Consider the following 15991-nt stretch of genomic DNA (forward strand, 5'->3'; position numbering starts at 1 on the left):
TCCAAGCATAGTCACATTTTAGATAATACCATGTGCCATCATTGCATCGGCAACCTTTTTAAAACCGGCAATATTCGCACCCGCAACATAGTTCCCAGCCATGCCATAAGCCGCAGCAGCTTCATCTGCTTTCTTGAAGATATCCTCCATAATATTCTTCAATTTTGCATCAACCTCTTCAAAGGTCCAGGAATAACGCATGCTGTTCTGGCTCATTTCCAAAGCAGAAGTAGCCACACCGCCTGCATTTGCCGCCTTAGCCGGGCCAAATAACAGGCCTGCTTTCTGCATTGCCGCCACAGCTTCTGGTGTAGAAGGCATATTCGCACCTTCTGCGACCGCAAAACAGCCGTTGGCAATCAACGCATTTGCGCTTTCTTCATCCAACTCGTTCTGCGTTGCACAAGGCAGGGCAATGTCACACGGAATCGTCCAAATTCCCTTGCAGCCTTCATGATATTCTGCCTCAGGATGAACATTCAAATATTCTTTGATCCGCTTTCTCTCTACCTCTTTAATCTGTTTTACAGCAGCCAGGTCAATACCGTTTTTATCATAAATATATCCATTGGAATCTGAAAGCGCTACTACCTTTGCGCCAAGTTCTGTTGCCTTTTCTGTAGCATAGATCGCAACATTACCCGATCCAGAAATAACCACAGTCTTACCTTCAAACGACTTGCCGTTTGCTTTCAGCATCGCATTGGTGAAATAGCACAGCCCATATCCAGTAGCTTCGGTTCTTGCAAGGCTTCCGCCCCAAGTAAGTCCTTTACCGGTAAGTACTCCAGTAAATTCATTTCTCAGCCGCTTATACTGTCCGAACATAAAACCGATTTCACGGCCGCCTACGCCAATATCCCCAGCGGGCACATCCGTATCCGCCCCAATATGCTTAGACAATTCAGTCATAAAGCTCTGGCAAAAACGCATAACTTCCTGGTCCGATTTACCTTTGGGGTCAAAATCAGAACCACCTTTACCTCCGCCGATAGGCAGACCGGTCAAAGAATTTTTGAAAATTTGTTCAAAGCCCAAAAACTTAATAATCCCCTGATATACAGACGGATGGAAACGAAGGCCGCCCTTATATGGACCGATCGCACTGTTAAACTGTACGCGATAGCCGCGGTTTACCTGTGTCTTACCATTGTCATCTACCCACGGAACACGGAAAGAAACCACCCGTTCTGGTTCAACCAAACGTTCCATCAATCCGGCCGCCTCGTATTCGGGGTGTTTGTCCATGACTGGTTCCAAAGACTCAAGCACCTCTTCCACTGCCTGCAAAAATTCGGGCTCATTACCGTCCCGTTTTTGAACCTGCTCAAAGACTTTCTGCAGATATGCATTTTTGATTGCCATGTGTTATCACTACTCCTTGCTATTTATGATAAATTTATTTTTTTCTAAAACTTTATGTTTATTTTTCTTTTAAGTACGCATCAATAGATTGCGCAGCCGTTTTCCCCGCGCCCATCGCCAAAATCACTGTTGCCGCACCTGTAACCGCATCGCCTCCAGCATAAACGCCTTTTTTGCTGGTAGCACCGGTTTCCTCACGCACCACAATACAACCACGTCGATTGGTTTCAAGATCTGGGGTTGTATCTTTAATCAGCGGATTTGGCGACTGGCCAATAGCAATAATCACTACCTCCGCATCCACGGTAAATTCGCTTCCTTCTATCGGAACCGGCCGACGGCGTCCTGATGCATCCGGTGCTCCCAGTTCCATGCGTACACATTCTACCTTTTGCGCCCAACCGTCTTCAGTGCCTAAAATACGAACAGGATTACAAAGAAGCTTAAAGTCAATGCCTTCTTCTTTGGCGTGATGTACTTCCTCACGCCGTGCCGGCATCTCCTCTTCACTCCGACGATAAACAATGCTGACGTTTTCAGCGCCCAAACGCTTGGCAGAACGTGCCGCGTCCATAGCCACGTTGCCGCCGCCGACTACGACCACATCTTTACCCATATAAATCGGTGTATCGTATTCCGGGAAACGGTAAGCTTTCATCAAATTAATCCGGGTCAAAAATTCATTAGCGGAATATACGCCATTTAAATTTTCCCCATCAATTCCCATAAAACTGGGAAGTCCTGCCCCGGTGCCTACAAATACAGCAGAAAAACCTTCTTCACCCAGCAATTCATCAATGGAAAGCACCTTTCCGATTACCATATCGGTCATAATGGTAACTCCCATGGCTTCTAACTTGCGGATTTCCTCTTTCACAATATCCTTTGGCAAACGGAATTCCGGAATACCATAAACCAGCACACCGCCCGGCGTGTGGAATGCTTCAAAGATGGTAACCTCATAACCCAGCTTAGCCAAATCGCCTGCACAGGTCAGTCCTGCAGGGCCAGCGCCCACCACGGCAACCTTTTTCCCATTGGACGCAGCCTTTTTTACTTCACTCTTGCCATATTTCATATACCAGTCTGCCACGAACCGTTCCAAACGACCAATTGCCACCGGTTCGCCTTTCACACCACGGACACAGTATTTTTCACACTGGTTTTCCTGAGGGCAAACCCTGCCGCAGATAGCCGGCAGAGAACTGGTCTCCTGAATCTTATGATAAGCTTCTTCAAACTTACGTTCTGCAACCAGTTTGATAAAATCCGGTATCTGCACATTGACCGGACAGCCGCCCATACATGGATGATGCTTACAGCCCAAACAGCGTGCAGCCTCTTCTATCGCCATTTCTTCCGTATATCCTTGCGAAACCTCTTTAAAATTCTTATTCCGGACATTAGGATCCTGTTCCGGCATTTTCACTTTTTCCAATGACATATTAGGCACGGTCCATTCCCTCCAATCTGCAATGATGCGCTTCTCGGGAACGACGCTCCCCTTTAGCAAACATTTTAGAACGGCGAATCGCTTGATCAAAATCCACTAGATGTCCATCAAAATCCGGACCGTCCACACATGCAAACTTGGTCTCGCCGCCCACGGTGACCCGGCAGCCTCCGCACATCCCGGTACCGTCAATCATAATTGGATTCATACTGACAATTGTTTTAATCCCATACGGCCGGGTCAGTTCACAAACTGCACGCATCATGACAAGCGGTCCAATCGCAATCACAATGTCATATTTACGTCCTGCAGAGATCAGTTCCTCCAGCTTGGCGGTAACAAAACCTTTATTCCCATTGGAGCCGTCGTCTGTCATAGTATACAAATTAGTGCAGGCATCCGCACACAAATCTTCAATAATAATCATATCTTTATTGCGAAAACCATTAATCATATCCACCTCTACGCCCATAGCATGGAGCTTTTTGGCCTGCGGATACGCAATGGCTGTTCCCAGTCCGCCGCCTATGACTGCAGCAGTTTTAACCCCTTCAAAATGCGACGCCTTGCCCAGAGGCCCCACAAAATCCTGCAGAGAATCTCCTGCATTCAATTCATTCAGACGTTCTGTACTTTGACCCACAATCTGAAAAATAATGGTTACCGTGCCTTTTTCACGGTCATAATCTGCAATGGTAAAAGGAATCCTTTCACCGTGTTCATCCACACGCAGAATAATAAACTGACCGGGCTCCGCCTTTCGGGCGATATACGGCGCGTCCACTTCGATCAGAGAAACAGAAGGATTGAGTATCTCTTTTCTGATGATTTTAAACAATGAAAGCACCTCCAATAAGCATTTAATTTCATATTCAAATTATTATAGCACAGAGCTTTTTTTGTTTCAATGTTTTTTTTAAAAAAATTTCCCCACAAAATAAAATTTCTATCATTATTCCCTATTTTTCTCCATTTAGGGAACAATATTACTGCAATTTTCCTAATAATTAGAAAACTACTTTCCATCATTTAATCCCGTCAGTTCTGCAAGGTATAATTCTGCGGCAGTCCAGCCATCCATTCTCCCATTTTTGATATCCGCATCATAATTCAGTCCTTTGTTCAACATGGAAATCAAATAAGACTCATCATACCGCCGGCTATCCTCTATTGTCTTATTCACCGCAAACAAGGGCCGTTTAAAATCAAAATATTCCCCTATTTCCCGCGCGGACATTCCGGTTTCCTTTAGCTGCCGGCATGTCAAAAGCTCTGAAATCTTTGCCATCATCAATCCCATCACTACAGTAGGCTGCTCCCGGCTGTCCTTTAAATATTTCATCTGTTCCCGGGCTAGACCACCTTTTTTAGTCAGAATATTATCCAACATATCATAAACCCTGTATTCCACTGTACGGTCTACCACCGCATCAATATCCTCTCGGGAGATCTTGTTTCTGTCTCCTATATAATTTAGAAGCTTTTCATATTCTGTCTGTATTTTTCCCAGTGCGGGACCGCACAGACGGATCATATAGGTCAAATCTCTCGGCGCAATTTGCTTTTCTTCTCTGCGGAACCGATCTTCAAGCCAAAGCTCCAGCTGATTAACCGGCAGATAATCAAAGGCCACCACACCGCCGTACTCCTCTATGAACTGTACATTTTTCTCCTTTTTTTTATCAAAATGCTCCTCAATCCATATCAAACAGGTGTATTCCGGCAGGTCCAGCACCATTTCCTTGATTCTCCGGTAAACGGCAGTATTGGTTTGATGAAAGAAACCGCTATTTTTAACAATCACCACTTTTTTAGGTGACATCTGCGGAAACTGTTCTGCCGCTTCTATCACTGCATCCAAATCCGTTTTTTTCCCTTCGAAATAAAAACGGTTAAAATCCTCCATTCCAGGCGTAATCAACCGTGCTACAATGGCTGCTGTCTTGCGCGAAAGCAGATACTGCTCGTCACCATAGAAAAAATATACCGGAAGCAGCTTCCCTGTTTTGATCTGGCTATTGAGTTTTTCCAGCTTCATCAATCATTCCTCCATTTATCCTCAGCGCGGCGTACATTTTTCACCGCATCACGCCCCAGCGTCATTTCCACTGTTCCATCCCTGTCTGTCCGCCAAATTCCCGTTTTCTTTTCCAGCAAACTCCGAAGCATGCTATCTGATGGATCTCCGTACTGATTTCCCGTCCCTGCGCTAATCACTGCCCATAACGGGCGGCAAGCCTCCATCAAAGCAGGACTTACCGAAGAACTGCTGCCGTGATGCGGTACTTTAAGTACGTCAGAATACAATTTTTCTCCGTATCGCTCGGCTAACATATCAGCCGTTGTTTTCTCTATATCGCCGGTAAACAACAGTGTAGTTCCATCATACACCGTCCGTAATACCATGGACATATTATTCAAATCCAAAACTTCACTGTCCTTGTCCGGCCATAAAACATGATATTCTATCCCGCTCAGCTGTATCTGATCCCCGGCACTCACTCTCCGAACATCCGCACCTGCGCGCTCAGCCGCATTCAGCACTCTCTTTTCTGCCTCTGTACCACTTTCCAAATATGGTGTATAAATACATGCAACTGGAAAACCTGCCTCTAAAATTTCCGCAATTCCACTGCTATGATCTTCATGAAAATGGGACACAAATACTGCATCCAACGCATCAATATTTTTCACGGCAAAATATCCCATCAAAGTTTCTCCTTCTCCGGAATCTCCACCGTCAATAAGCACCGCTTCGCCAGTCTCTGCCCGGAGCAGACAAGCATCTCCCTGACCTACATCCAAGAAACTGACTATGACGGGAGAACAGGAAGCAAAAATCCAAAGGGCAGCGGCCAGCCCAATCACCGCGGTTATCCACAGACAAAGCAAAACTCTTTTTTCACAGGCAGATAACCCTTTCTTCACTTCCGTCTTCCCTCCTATCTGTTTTTTCAAAGTATATCACATCCTCCGCCGGAACGCAACCATAAGAAAAGAGCCCCGGCTTCCGCCGCGGCTCTTTTATATTCGCTTCTTAGTAAATGATTCTGCGTCCGCCAGCAAAACGGCTGCTATAGTATGCACTGTCGATGCTGGTGTATTTCACCACATCACCGGTATGAGGTGCATGAATCATCATGCCATCGCCTACATACATTCCGATATGACCCACATAACCACCGCCGGGACTGCTGTAAAATCCAACCAGATCTCCAGGCATCAGCTGTTCTCTCGAAACGGCGATCCCATTTTTCATCTGATCTGCGGCAACACGATTAATGCTATAACCCAGCTGCGCATATACATACTGCATCAATCCGCTGCAGTCAAAACCTCTCGGAGAAGTTCCTCCATAAACATAAGGAACACCCAAGAACTGTTTTGCAACTTCTACAGCCGCCTGTCCTCCGGTAGTTGTAACCTCCGGAATGGTTCCTTCATAAACCGTAAAATAATCCGAGGGCACATATCCCATCAAGCCATCCCCGTTATATGCAACATTAACCCAGCCAGGTTCAATCCAATTCACCTTAACATATGTACCCATGGAAAGGGTGGTCAGAATTTCCGCATCCATCGACGCGGATGCCCTAACGTTTAGTGTACTGGCATTTACAACACCATAGTATTGACCAAAATCACTTGGTTCATCAATTGCATACACCGGAGCTATTATAAAAGCAGATATTGTCATCAATACACAAAGTGTTGCAACAATTCTTCTAATACCTTTCTTTTGAAAACTCAAAACAAAAAACCTCCAAATTAGATAATGATATGCTTAATTCCTCCTCTTCACTTCCTTCCAGCATATAGTTTGTTGATCAAAAAAATTTGTGTTTCTCAAACAACACGTTTGCTATTATATACCTTTTTGCTAAAAAAGTCAACCAAGCACCCCTAAAACAAGCTCAAATCACCTATTTTATCCAAAAATAATAAAGCGCAAACTCCTGTAATTATGGGGCTTGCGCAAATTGTGAACTTTTTGTTAACATTTTTAAATTTTTTATAAAAACTATGTAAATTGCCAATTTATCTTTATCTATCATAGCATCATTTTCCCATCTTCGCAACTACAAAACGGTTAAAAAAATGTTTCAATTTTGTTAAAATCATTGTCATTTCCTGCAAAATAAATTCCAATGAAAAAAAGCTTTGCAAATTTTATTTTTTATGGTATAATAATTTAGATTACAGTAATTATGATGACGAACCCAATGCCTATAATCTAGGAAAGGATGCTTATCTCATGCTCAGGAGTATGACCGGCTTTGGCCGCTGTGAAGAAGTAATTGAAGGTTTTTCCATTCAGGTACAAATCAAGTCCGTAAATCACCGGTACAGTGATTTTACCATTAAAACGCCGAGATTCTATACATTCCTGGAAGACAAACTGCGGACGCTTGCCATGAACAGCATTGCCCGTGGTAAGGTAGAAATTCTATTAAATCTGGAAAAACAAGCATCCGATGACAAGGTGATTACACTAGACCGCTCGGCGGCAGAAGGATATATGAATGCGCTTCGCCTGCTTACGGAATACGGTCTTAAAGACGATCTTACCCTTTCTTCGATGACGGATTTTCATGATATTTTCCGCATCGAATACAAAGAAACCGATGAGGCACACCTCTCTGAACTGGTGGCCGGGGTTTTCCAAAAAGCGTTGGAGGAATTTAGCCAGATGCGCTGCACAGAAGGCGCCCGTCTGGAACAAAGCCTGCGCCAGCATCTTAGCGCTTTGCTTCATGAAGTAGAGGCCGTTGAAATACGTTCTCCCCAATGCGTTGAAGCATACCGCCAGCGCCTTCGGACCAAACTACAGGAAGTGCTGAGCGAAACATCAGTTGATGAAAACCGAATTTTAACCGAAGCAGCCCTATTTGCGGACAAAACTGCCGTAGACGAAGAAACTGTGCGACTGCGCAGCCATATTGCTGCTTTTGAAACTGCAATGCAAACACAACAGCCCATTGGCAAAAAACTGGACTTTATTGTTCAGGAAATGAACCGCGAGGCAAACACCATTGGTTCAAAAGGCAATGACATGGAAATCGCTGCTCATGTGGTTGAAATGAAATCGATTATTGAAAAAATTCGGGAGCAGATTCAAAACATAGAATAAAGCTTTGACTGTTCCTATTTAATTAAGATTAATAAGCGGCTTTTACCGCGCATACGCCATCTGCCCACAGATGAAACCAAGCGTATTTTTGATTTTTGTGGGCAGAAAGGCTATGGAACGATTATGAAGCTGATTAATGTAGGCTTTGGAAACATTGTTTCCGGTGACCGGGTAATTGCAATTGTAAGTCCTGATTCCGCACCGATTAAACGAATTGTTCAAGAATCCAAGGACAAAGGGCTTTTGATTGATGCCACCTGCGGCAGACGAACCCGCGCGGTAATTATTACGGACAGTGATCACGTAATTCTCTCCGCCATTCAGACGGAAACCATTGCAGGCCGCGCCGAGCCCAAGGATGATGAACCCAGGGAGGATACAGCAGAAGATGAAGACTAAGGGAAAACTGATTGTCATTTCCGGGCCATCCGGTGTTGGAAAAGGCACCATATGCGAAATATTGCTTCGTCAATGTCCCAATCTGATATTGTCGGTTTCCGCTACCACCCGAAAGCCCCGCACGGTCGACAAAGAAGGCGTTACCTATTATTTTAAAACCAACCAGGAATTTCAAGCCATGATTGATAACCATCAATTTCTGGAATGGGCAGTGTATAACGGCAATTATTACGGTACACCCCTGCTGCCGGTACAGGAGAAATTAAATGCCGGTAAAAATGTTCTGCTTGAAATTGATGTACAGGGGGCTTTGCATGTGAAAGATAATTTTCCGGAAGGAATCTATATCTTTATTGCCCCGCCTGATAAAGAAACGTTGCATGAAAGGCTGACCGGCCGCGGCACTGAAAGCCCGGAAGAAATCAGCCGGCGCATTGCCGCCGCTGACCAGGAGCTGGCCCAACAGAGCAAATATGATTATGTTGTGATTAACGACGTACTTGAAAACGCCGTTCAAACTGTGAAAGATATTATTGAAACAAGGAGTGTTGCTGTATGATGATTTATCCCCCCATTGCTGAATTGGTAAAAAAAACCGGAAGCCGGTATATTTTGGTAATTGAAGCTGCCCGTCGTGCACGCCAGCTTTCCGCTGGAGCAGAACCGCTATGTGACTGCGACTCCAACAAAGAGGTTTCTATTGCCACCAATGAAATCTATCAAGATAAGCTTCGCATTTACATGAAAAGCCCCTCCGCCACAGTTTCCGCCTCTTCGGCTTCTGTCCCAGAGGAAGGCACTGTAATGCCGGGCAATACAGAACCGGAAACGGCGTCTGCAGATACCGCCGAAAGCATTTCTCAGCCGGCGGAACCTACAGAAAACCTTTAAGCTCAGGCTTCTGTCATTACTGAAAACGCCGGCACTCTTCGAGACCGGCGTTTCATTGTTTTCGCTGTTTTACGGCACAAATATACTGATCGGGGAGGAATTTCTATGCTTCCACTTGAAAACCGCTGTATTGTTCTTGGTATTACCGGTGGCATTGCCGCATATAAAGCCGCGGATTTGACTTCACGCTTAAAAAAACTGGGAGCAGATATCCGGGTGATTATGACCCGCTCTGCTGCAAAATTCATCTGCCCGCTGACTTTACAGACTCTGTCACAAAATCCGGTGGCGATAGATATGTTTGAGGAACCCAAAAGCTGGGAAGTCCGCCATATCGCCCTGGCCCAGGCCGCCGATGTCTTTGTCATTGCCCCCTGCACCGCCAATGTCATCGGCAAAATCGCCGGTGGGATAGCAGATGATATGCTCACTACTACTGTCATGGCCACCCGTGCGCCCGTCCTGCTGGCGCCAGCCATGAACACACAAATGTATGAAAATCCAATTGTTCAGGAAAATCTGTCAAAGCTTTCCCGTCTGGGCTACCAGATTATTGCGCCGGAAAACGGCCGCCTTGCCTGCGGTGACATGGGAACCGGCAAGTTGGCAAATCCGGAGCGGATTGCCGATGCGGTACTTTCTGCTGCACTGCGTCCGGTAGGAGATCTGTCCGGCCATAGTGTCCTGGTCACAGCTGGCGCCACCCAGGAAGCCCTGGATCCGGTACGTTTTCTGACCAATCATTCCAGCGGAAAAATGGGATATGCGATTGCCAATGCCGCCTATCTCCGTGGCGCAGATGTCACCCTGATTGCTGCGCCAAACACGCAAAAAGCCTTTGAAGGCATAAAAATTGTCAACGTAATTTCTGCACAAGATATGTTTGACGCAGTGATGGAAAACGCAGAAAACGCAGATATGATTATCAAAGCCGCCGCAGTGGCAGATTTCCGTCCTGCTGAATATCAAGACCAAAAAATAAAAAAAGCAGGCAAAGATTCTATCTGCCTGCCCCTTGCCTCCAATCCTGATATTTTGCAGGCGCTGGGGGATCGGTTTGGCGGGAAAAAAATGATTGCAGGTTTCTGCATGGAAACAGAAAACCTTTTAGAAAATGCTCAGAAAAAACTGAAAAAGAAAAACGCTGATTTTATTGTCGCCAATAACCTGACCAATGCCGGCGCGGGCTTTGGAACGGATACCAACGTAGTAACCATTCTCAGCAAGGACGGTAAAACAGAAGCTCTGCCGTGCATGAGCAAGGACGCGGTTGCCAATGCACTATTAGACAGGCTGATCAGAGCGCTATGATCGCAAATATTGCTCTTACGGATGCACGGCACGCCGTAGACAAACTGTTTGACTATCTGATCCCTCCAGAGCTTGAACGCGTCGCCAAGCCGGGGATGCGGGTATTGGTACCCTTTGGCGTCCGAAATACCGCCGTAGAAGGACTCATTCTTTCAGTGAGCCAAACCAGCGAATTTCCTTCCCTGAAACCACTAATCCGTTGTCTGGATCCTCTTCCCGTTCTGACAGAGGAACTGATTAGTCTGTGTGTTTGGATGCGCCATCAATATTTATGTTCTTTTCAGCAAAGCTACAGACAAGTCAAGCCCCCCTACCTTGGCACCCGTCTGCGGCAATGGTTGTTTTTCCTAAAAGATACCGAGGAAAAACTCAGTGCACCCCAACGCCGGCTTCTGGATACTTTGAAAGAATATGACGGCTTTGCGGAAATGGCCGAACTTGAAGCCGCACTGCACCGGACAAGCATCCGCTCCAGCGCCTATGCACTGCAAGACAAAGGCCTTCTTGAAATCCGAGAAAAAATTGACAATACCATTTCCTTAAAATATATTCGAAAGGCAAGGCTGAATTTTTCTCCGGAAGAAGGTTATGCCACCGCAGATGAACTTCGAAGCCGCAGGGCAACGGTCCAGGCGGATATGGTGCTAACCCTCTGCGACTGCGGTGACCTTCCCACTTCCGATTTGGTTTTAATCTCCGATGGAAATTACAATGCACTGAATGCACTCAAGGACAAAGGAATTATTTCTATTTACCGGGAACCGTTTCTGCGCACGGCCTATGCCCCAGATCAATACACTCCTTCCGTCCCGTATATCCCGACCGAAGAACAAAAACCGGTGATTGACTATCTCAACCGTCTGATCACCCATAATCTCCATGAGAAGATTCTGCTCCGCGGGGTAACGGGGAGCGGCAAAACAGAAGTTTTTCTCCAAGCGATTGAAACATGCATCAAACAGGGGAAACAGGCCATTATGCTGGTTCCGGAAATTTCTCTGACTCCTCAAATGGTAGAAAGGTTTGTCAGCCGGTTCGGTACCTCGGTTGCCGTTATGCACAGCGGCCTTTCTCAAGGAGAACGATTTGACCAATGGTACAAAATCCGCCACGGTGAAGTGGACGTGGTAGTAGGCGCGCGCAGCGCCATCTTTGCACCTTTTAAACGATTGGGAATTATTATTTTAGACGAGGAACACGAAGACAGCTATAAATCCGAAACCGCGCCCCGCTATCATGCCCGTGACATCGCTTTTCGCCGGGGAGCAAAGCACGGTGCACCCGTTCTTCTGGCGTCCGCCACCCCTTCCGTGACTTCCTATTATAGAGCAAAAACTCAAAAATACCGCCTGTTTGAAATGCATCAGCGATATAATCAAAATCCACTTCCCAAAGCACGTATCGTGGATATGCGCAGTGAACTTCTGGATTATCACAATATGTCATCCATCAGCATCCGGCTGCAGGATGAAATTCGCAGAAATCTGGACAAAAAAGAAAAAACAATTTTATTTTTAAATCGCAGAGGCTACAACACCTTTGTTTCCTGCCGCCAATGCGGCTATGTGATGGAATGCCCCCACTGCAGCATCGCTTTAACATACCACCGAAGTTCTGACCATCTGGCCTGTCACTACTGCGGATATACCTGCCAGAATGTAACCGTTTGTCCGGAATGTGGCTCACAGTATATCAAATTCTTTGGAACTGGAACACAAAAAATTGAAGAAGAACTTTATACCCTTTTTCCCGGTGTTCGCGTTTTGAGAATGGATTTTGACACCACTTCCGGCAAAGGCGGGCATGAAATTTTGCTGAATCGATTCAAAAACGGAGAAGCAGATATTCTCTTAGGTACCCAAATGGTAACCAAAGGCCTTGATTTTGCAGATGTCACACTGGTAGGCGTTCTGGCGGCAGATACCTCTCTTAATATTAATGACTATCGGGCTAACGAACGCTGTTTTTCCCTCATCACCCAGGTGTGCGGCCGGGCTGGGAGAGGCAATACCGAAGGACGTGCGGTTATTCAGACCTATCAGCCGGAAAATGTTACGATTCGCTTGGCAAAAGAACAGAATTATCCGGATTTTTATGAAAATGAAATGAAATACCGGGAAAAAATGCAGTATCCTCCTTTTTGTGACATGATTCACATTGTTCTTTCCGGCGAAGACGAAAGACAGGTAAAACAAGAAATTGCCAACATCGGTCTACTTTTGAACAGCCGTCCCGAAATTCAGGGCGCTATCCTTCAAACAATAGGTCCAGATCCGGCTCCCATCGCCAAAATAAAAAATAAATTCCGATACCGCATTTTCCTGAAAGCAGCAGATACCCAACAACTTTTACCACTTTTGCGGCAAATAAGTACGGCACACAATGCCGGAAATTCCAAAAACACTTTAACCATTGACATTAACCCAACAAATATGTTATAACTATCACAGAGATTAAGAAAATCCCGGTATACCAGAAAGAAACGGAGTGTTGAATATGGCAATTAGAAAAATTCTGACGGTGGGCGATCCGGTTCTGACCAAAAAATGCCGAACCATTGAAAATATAGACCAACGCACCTTGACCCTATTGGACGATCTGGCAGATACCCTATACGAATCTGGCGGTGTAGGACTGGCTGCTCCTCAGGTAGGCGTTCTTCGGCGTGCCGTTGTGATTGACATAGGTGACGGACTGATTGAACTGATTAATCCTGAAATTATTCAAACTGACGGCGAACAAACCGATGCAGAAGGCTGTTTGAGCTATCCAGGGAAATTTGGCCTGGTTACCCGCCCCAACCGCGTTACCGTCCGGGCTATGGACCGAAACGGTACAATACGCGAACTAACTGGCGAGGGTCTGCTGGCCCGCGCCTTCTGTCATGAACTGGATCATTTAGATGGAAAAATGTTTATGAATTTGGTTACAGAATGGCTGGAGGACGAGGACGAATAACTGATTCCGGTGCCATGTTCTGATTTTTTGGCAATTCGTACATTGATCAAATTCCCTCCGCACACTTCATACTGACGCAAAAGCCGCAGACAAACAATGTATATTTGTTTGTCTGCGGCTTTTTGATGTACAAAACTTTACTACATTTTTCACAAAAAAAGGAATGGAGAAACTCCATTCCTGCTTGGCGTGCCGCAGAGGATTCGAACCCCCGGCCTTCTGATCCGTAGTCAGACGCTCTATCCAGCTGAGCTAGCGGCACATATGAAATCGAACTCATTTATTATACCACCATCATCAAAAAAATGCAAGCTTTTTTTTCAAAAAAATTATTTTTCCCAAAGAAATAACAAAAAGAGCAGCTAAGCTGCCAAAAGTAATTTGAAAAATTAATTCTATGTTCATTGATTATTCACAAAGGTTTGTTATGATAATAGTGTAAAATTATTACAGAATTTTCATTCTCGGATATAATCGGACACAACTAAGAATATATATGATATGCTGAAAGGAGGATTCAGATGGCAGCAGATATGAAAGAAAGGAAAATTTTAGCCACAGAAACAGAAAGCGGCGGTGTCGTCCGTTTGCTTGCCGAATTATCAGGAGCTCCTGAAACGGAAATGGAACAAATGCTGCAAACAGGCATAACACCGTGGAAGCTGGCACAAAATTTAGGTGTGCTGAGCGAATTTAGAGATGCACTGCTGGAACGGCTTTTTTCCCAGCTGCAAAATATGGTAGAAAACAATCAAATCACACAGCAGCATGCGGATGACATGATTGCATACTTTGAAACTTATGTCCCGGCTGCGGACGAAAGATAAAAGGAAGGAGCCATGCAAATGGCACAGCCAAATATCAACTATCAAAAAGAACTGGAAACCATTTTAGCAAATATTACAGCCAAAAAGCAAACGCCTTCTTTGTTGCTTCATAGCTGCTGTGCTCCATGCAGCAGCTATGTTCTGGAATATTTGACCCAATATTTTACCATTACGGTTTTGTATTATAACCCCAACATTGCACCAATAGAAGAATATGAACACCGCAAAGCGGAACAGATTCGACTGATCAAAGAAGAAAGCTGGAAAAATCCCGTAACGATTCGAGATACCGATTGGGACCATCCCGCCTTTGCGTCCATTGCCAAGGGTATGGAAGAATTGCCGGAAGGCGGCGCCCGCTGTCTGAAGTGCTACGAACTGCGGCTTCGTGCTGCCGCCAGAGCCGCAAAAGAAGGGAATTATGATTATTTTACATCTACGCTTTCCATCAGCCCGTTAAAAAATGCCCAAGCTCTGAACAAAATTGGCTTTCGGCTTTCCGAAGAATACCACACCGCATACCTGCCTGCTGATTTCAAAAAGCGGGGCGGTTATCAGCGCTCTATTGAACTTTCGCGACAATATAACCTATACCGGCAAGACTATTGCGGTTGTATCTACTCAAAACGCGACAGAATACTTCAAAAAAGAGAACAACAGGCTTCGCTTTCATAAAGACATATATTTTCAGCTTGATTTTCATGATAAATCAAGCTGTCAGCCTGTCGAAAAAGCTCAGCAAAAGCTGGGCTTTTTGTTTGTTATGTGGTAAAATAAGGTTGGGTGATAAAAATGCTAAGAACAAACAAGAAAGAACGAAATCAAGTAGAAATATTTTCAATAGAAGAATTTGTGCCGCAAGATCATTTACTGAGGAAAATAGATAGTGCGGTAGATTTTACACATATTTACGATTTTGTAACAGATCTGTATTGCAAAAACAATGGCAGACCGAGCGTTGACCCTGTTGTGCTGGTAAAAATGGTGTTGATACAGCACTTGTATGGAATAAGCTCACTGCGCAGGACACACGAAGAAATAAGCATGAATGTAGCCTACAGATGGTTTTTGGGGTATTTGATGAATGAAGAAATACCACATTTTTCAACAGTAAGCTACAACTTTAAACATAGATTTACCGAACACACAGTAGAAAATGTTTTCAACTGGATATTGAATGAAATAAACAATGCAGGATATTTATCACTCGAAGCAGTATTTATAGATGGGACGCATATCAAAGCAAATGCGAATATGAAAAAGGTCGTAAAAAAAGCAGTACCGCAGGCTTCAAAAATATATGAAGATCAGCTTATGAAAGAAATCAACGAGGACAGGGAAGAACACGGTAAGAAGCCGTTTGAAGGTAAAAAGGAAAAAGAAGAAAAAATAATAAACGAATCAACAACAGACCCCGAAAGCGGAGTTTTCCACAAGGGAGAACACAAAAAGTGTTTTGCGTATTCAGCACAAACAGCCTGTGATCAAAACGGATATATACTGGAAGTGGAGGTAAATTCGGGCAATGTACACGATAGTGTAGCTTTTGATGGATTGTATGATAAACTTACAGAAAAATTTCCTGAAATAGAAACAATAGTTGCAGACGCAGGATACAAAACACCGTGGATATGTAAAAAAATAATAGATGATGGA

At 44.8% G+C, this 15991-nt stretch carries 16 protein-coding genes and 1 tRNA gene; 10 read left to right on the top strand and 7 right to left on the bottom strand.

Annotation, left to right across the window (positions count from 1 at the left end; genetic code table 11):
• Positions 1 to 18: 18 nt before the first annotated feature.
• From gdhA to INF28_RS04810, 6 genes are all read right to left on the bottom strand, one after another.
• Positions 19 to 1365 (bottom strand): NADP-specific glutamate dehydrogenase, encoded by a 1347-nt coding sequence (gene gdhA / locus INF28_RS04785; protein ID WP_226392339.1) that lies wholly within the window; start codon positions 1363 to 1365, stop codon positions 19 to 21.
• A gap of 58 nt (positions 1366 to 1423) precedes the next feature.
• Positions 1424 to 2818 carry an NADPH-dependent glutamate synthase gene (gltA, locus tag INF28_RS04790; protein WP_226392340.1) on the bottom strand — a complete coding sequence of 465 codons (1395 nt, stop codon included), beginning with the start codon at positions 2816 to 2818 and terminating at the stop codon, positions 1424 to 1426.
• The gene (locus tag INF28_RS04795) at positions 2811 to 3656 is read right to left on the bottom strand and encodes a sulfide/dihydroorotate dehydrogenase-like FAD/NAD-binding protein (RefSeq protein WP_226392341.1); all 846 of its coding nucleotides are present in this window, start codon (positions 3654 to 3656) and stop codon (positions 2811 to 2813) included. Before INF28_RS04795 ends, gltA begins: the two co-directional genes overlap by 8 nt.
• 177 nt (positions 3657 to 3833) lie before the next feature.
• A complete protein-coding gene (gene holA / locus INF28_RS04800; RefSeq protein WP_226392342.1) occupies positions 3834 to 4856 on the bottom strand; it encodes a DNA polymerase III subunit delta in 1023 nt (340 codons plus the stop codon).
• Positions 4856 to 5746, bottom strand: coding sequence for a ComEC/Rec2 family competence protein (locus INF28_RS04805; protein ID WP_226392343.1), 891 nt, complete (start codon positions 5744 to 5746; stop codon positions 4856 to 4858). The genes holA and INF28_RS04805 overlap by 1 nt, the downstream gene beginning before the upstream one ends.
• Positions 5747 to 5855: 109 nt before the next feature.
• Positions 5856 to 6569, bottom strand: coding sequence for a C40 family peptidase (locus INF28_RS04810; RefSeq protein WP_226392344.1), 714 nt, complete (start codon positions 6567 to 6569; stop codon positions 5856 to 5858).
• 504 nt (positions 6570 to 7073) lie between these two features.
• Between INF28_RS04810 and INF28_RS04815 the strand changes: the two genes are divergently transcribed.
• The 7 genes from INF28_RS04815 to def all read left to right on the top strand — a co-directional run bounded on the left by INF28_RS04815 (position 7074) and on the right by def (position 13508).
• Positions 7074 to 7949: a YicC/YloC family endoribonuclease gene (locus INF28_RS04815; protein ID WP_226392345.1), complete on the top strand. Its 876-nt coding sequence runs from the start codon at positions 7074 to 7076 to the stop codon at positions 7947 to 7949.
• A gap of 123 nt (positions 7950 to 8072) precedes the next feature.
• Positions 8073 to 8348, top strand: a complete 276-nt coding sequence (locus INF28_RS04820) for a DUF370 domain-containing protein (RefSeq protein WP_226392346.1) — start codon at positions 8073 to 8075, stop codon at positions 8346 to 8348.
• Positions 8338 to 8907 carry a guanylate kinase gene (gene gmk, locus INF28_RS04825; protein WP_226392347.1) on the top strand — a complete coding sequence of 190 codons (570 nt, stop codon included), beginning with the start codon at positions 8338 to 8340 and terminating at the stop codon, positions 8905 to 8907. The genes INF28_RS04820 and gmk overlap by 11 nt, the downstream gene beginning before the upstream one ends.
• Entirely contained in the window at positions 8904 to 9239 is a 336-nt protein-coding gene (gene rpoZ / locus INF28_RS13070; RefSeq protein WP_404815143.1) for a DNA-directed RNA polymerase subunit omega, read from the top strand. The genes gmk and rpoZ overlap by 4 nt, the downstream gene beginning before the upstream one ends.
• Positions 9240 to 9344: 105 nt before the next feature.
• Entirely contained in the window at positions 9345 to 10550 is a 1206-nt protein-coding gene (gene coaBC / locus INF28_RS04835) for a bifunctional phosphopantothenoylcysteine decarboxylase/phosphopantothenate--cysteine ligase CoaBC (protein WP_226392348.1), read from the top strand.
• The gene (gene priA / locus INF28_RS04840) at positions 10490 to 12991 is read left to right on the top strand and encodes a primosomal protein N' (protein ID WP_226392349.1); all 2502 of its coding nucleotides are present in this window, start codon (positions 10490 to 10492) and stop codon (positions 12989 to 12991) included. The genes coaBC and priA overlap by 61 nt, the downstream gene beginning before the upstream one ends.
• A gap of 55 nt (positions 12992 to 13046) precedes the next feature.
• Positions 13047 to 13508, top strand: a complete 462-nt coding sequence (gene def, locus INF28_RS04845) for a peptide deformylase (RefSeq protein ID WP_226392350.1) — start codon at positions 13047 to 13049, stop codon at positions 13506 to 13508.
• Between the two features lie 185 nt (positions 13509 to 13693).
• Here the strand turns inward: def and INF28_RS04850 are convergent.
• A tRNA-Arg gene (locus tag INF28_RS04850) sits at positions 13694 to 13770 on the bottom strand.
• A 259-nt stretch (positions 13771 to 14029) separates the two neighbouring features.
• Between INF28_RS04850 and INF28_RS04855 the strand changes: the two genes are divergently transcribed.
• From INF28_RS04855 to INF28_RS04865, 3 genes are all read left to right on the top strand, one after another.
• The gene (locus INF28_RS04855; RefSeq protein WP_226392351.1) at positions 14030 to 14335 is read left to right on the top strand and encodes a hypothetical protein; all 306 of its coding nucleotides are present in this window, start codon (positions 14030 to 14032) and stop codon (positions 14333 to 14335) included.
• Positions 14336 to 14353: 18 nt separating this feature from the next.
• On the top strand, positions 14354 to 15010 hold the full coding sequence (locus INF28_RS04860) for an epoxyqueuosine reductase QueH (RefSeq protein ID WP_226392352.1): 657 nt from the start codon (positions 14354 to 14356) through the stop codon (positions 15008 to 15010).
• A gap of 117 nt (positions 15011 to 15127) precedes the next feature.
• The coding region (locus INF28_RS04865; RefSeq protein ID WP_226392353.1) for a transposase at positions 15128 to 15991 on the top strand (864 nt) is incomplete at its 3' end.

This window comes from Ructibacterium gallinarum, assembly GCF_014982785.1.
Classification (GTDB): Bacteria; Bacillota; Clostridia; order Monoglobales; family Monoglobaceae; genus Ructibacterium; species Ructibacterium gallinarum.

What these genes read in the sequence shown, in the direction of transcription:
- gdhA (WP_226392339.1), bottom strand. Translation starts at nt 1,365, where the DNA reads ATGGCAATCAAAAATGCATATCTGCAGAAAGTCTTTGAGCAGGTTCAA.
- holA (WP_226392342.1), bottom strand. Translation starts at nt 4,856, where the DNA reads ATGAAGCTGGAAAAACTCAATAGCCAGATCAAAACAGGGAAGCTGCTT.
- INF28_RS04815 (WP_226392345.1), top strand. Translation starts at nt 7,074, where the DNA reads ATGCTCAGGAGTATGACCGGCTTTGGCCGCTGTGAAGAAGTAATTGAA.
- INF28_RS04820 (WP_226392346.1), top strand. Translation starts at nt 8,073, where the DNA reads ATGAAGCTGATTAATGTAGGCTTTGGAAACATTGTTTCCGGTGACCGG.
- gmk (WP_226392347.1), top strand. Translation starts at nt 8,338, where the DNA reads ATGAAGACTAAGGGAAAACTGATTGTCATTTCCGGGCCATCCGGTGTT.
- rpoZ (WP_404815143.1), top strand. Translation starts at nt 8,904, where the DNA reads ATGATGATTTATCCCCCCATTGCTGAATTGGTAAAAAAAACCGGAAGC.
- coaBC (WP_226392348.1), top strand. Translation starts at nt 9,345, where the DNA reads ATGCTTCCACTTGAAAACCGCTGTATTGTTCTTGGTATTACCGGTGGC.
- def (WP_226392350.1), top strand. Translation starts at nt 13,047, where the DNA reads ATGGCAATTAGAAAAATTCTGACGGTGGGCGATCCGGTTCTGACCAAA.
- INF28_RS04855 (WP_226392351.1), top strand. Translation starts at nt 14,030, where the DNA reads ATGGCAGCAGATATGAAAGAAAGGAAAATTTTAGCCACAGAAACAGAA.
- INF28_RS04860 (WP_226392352.1), top strand. Translation starts at nt 14,354, where the DNA reads ATGGCACAGCCAAATATCAACTATCAAAAAGAACTGGAAACCATTTTA.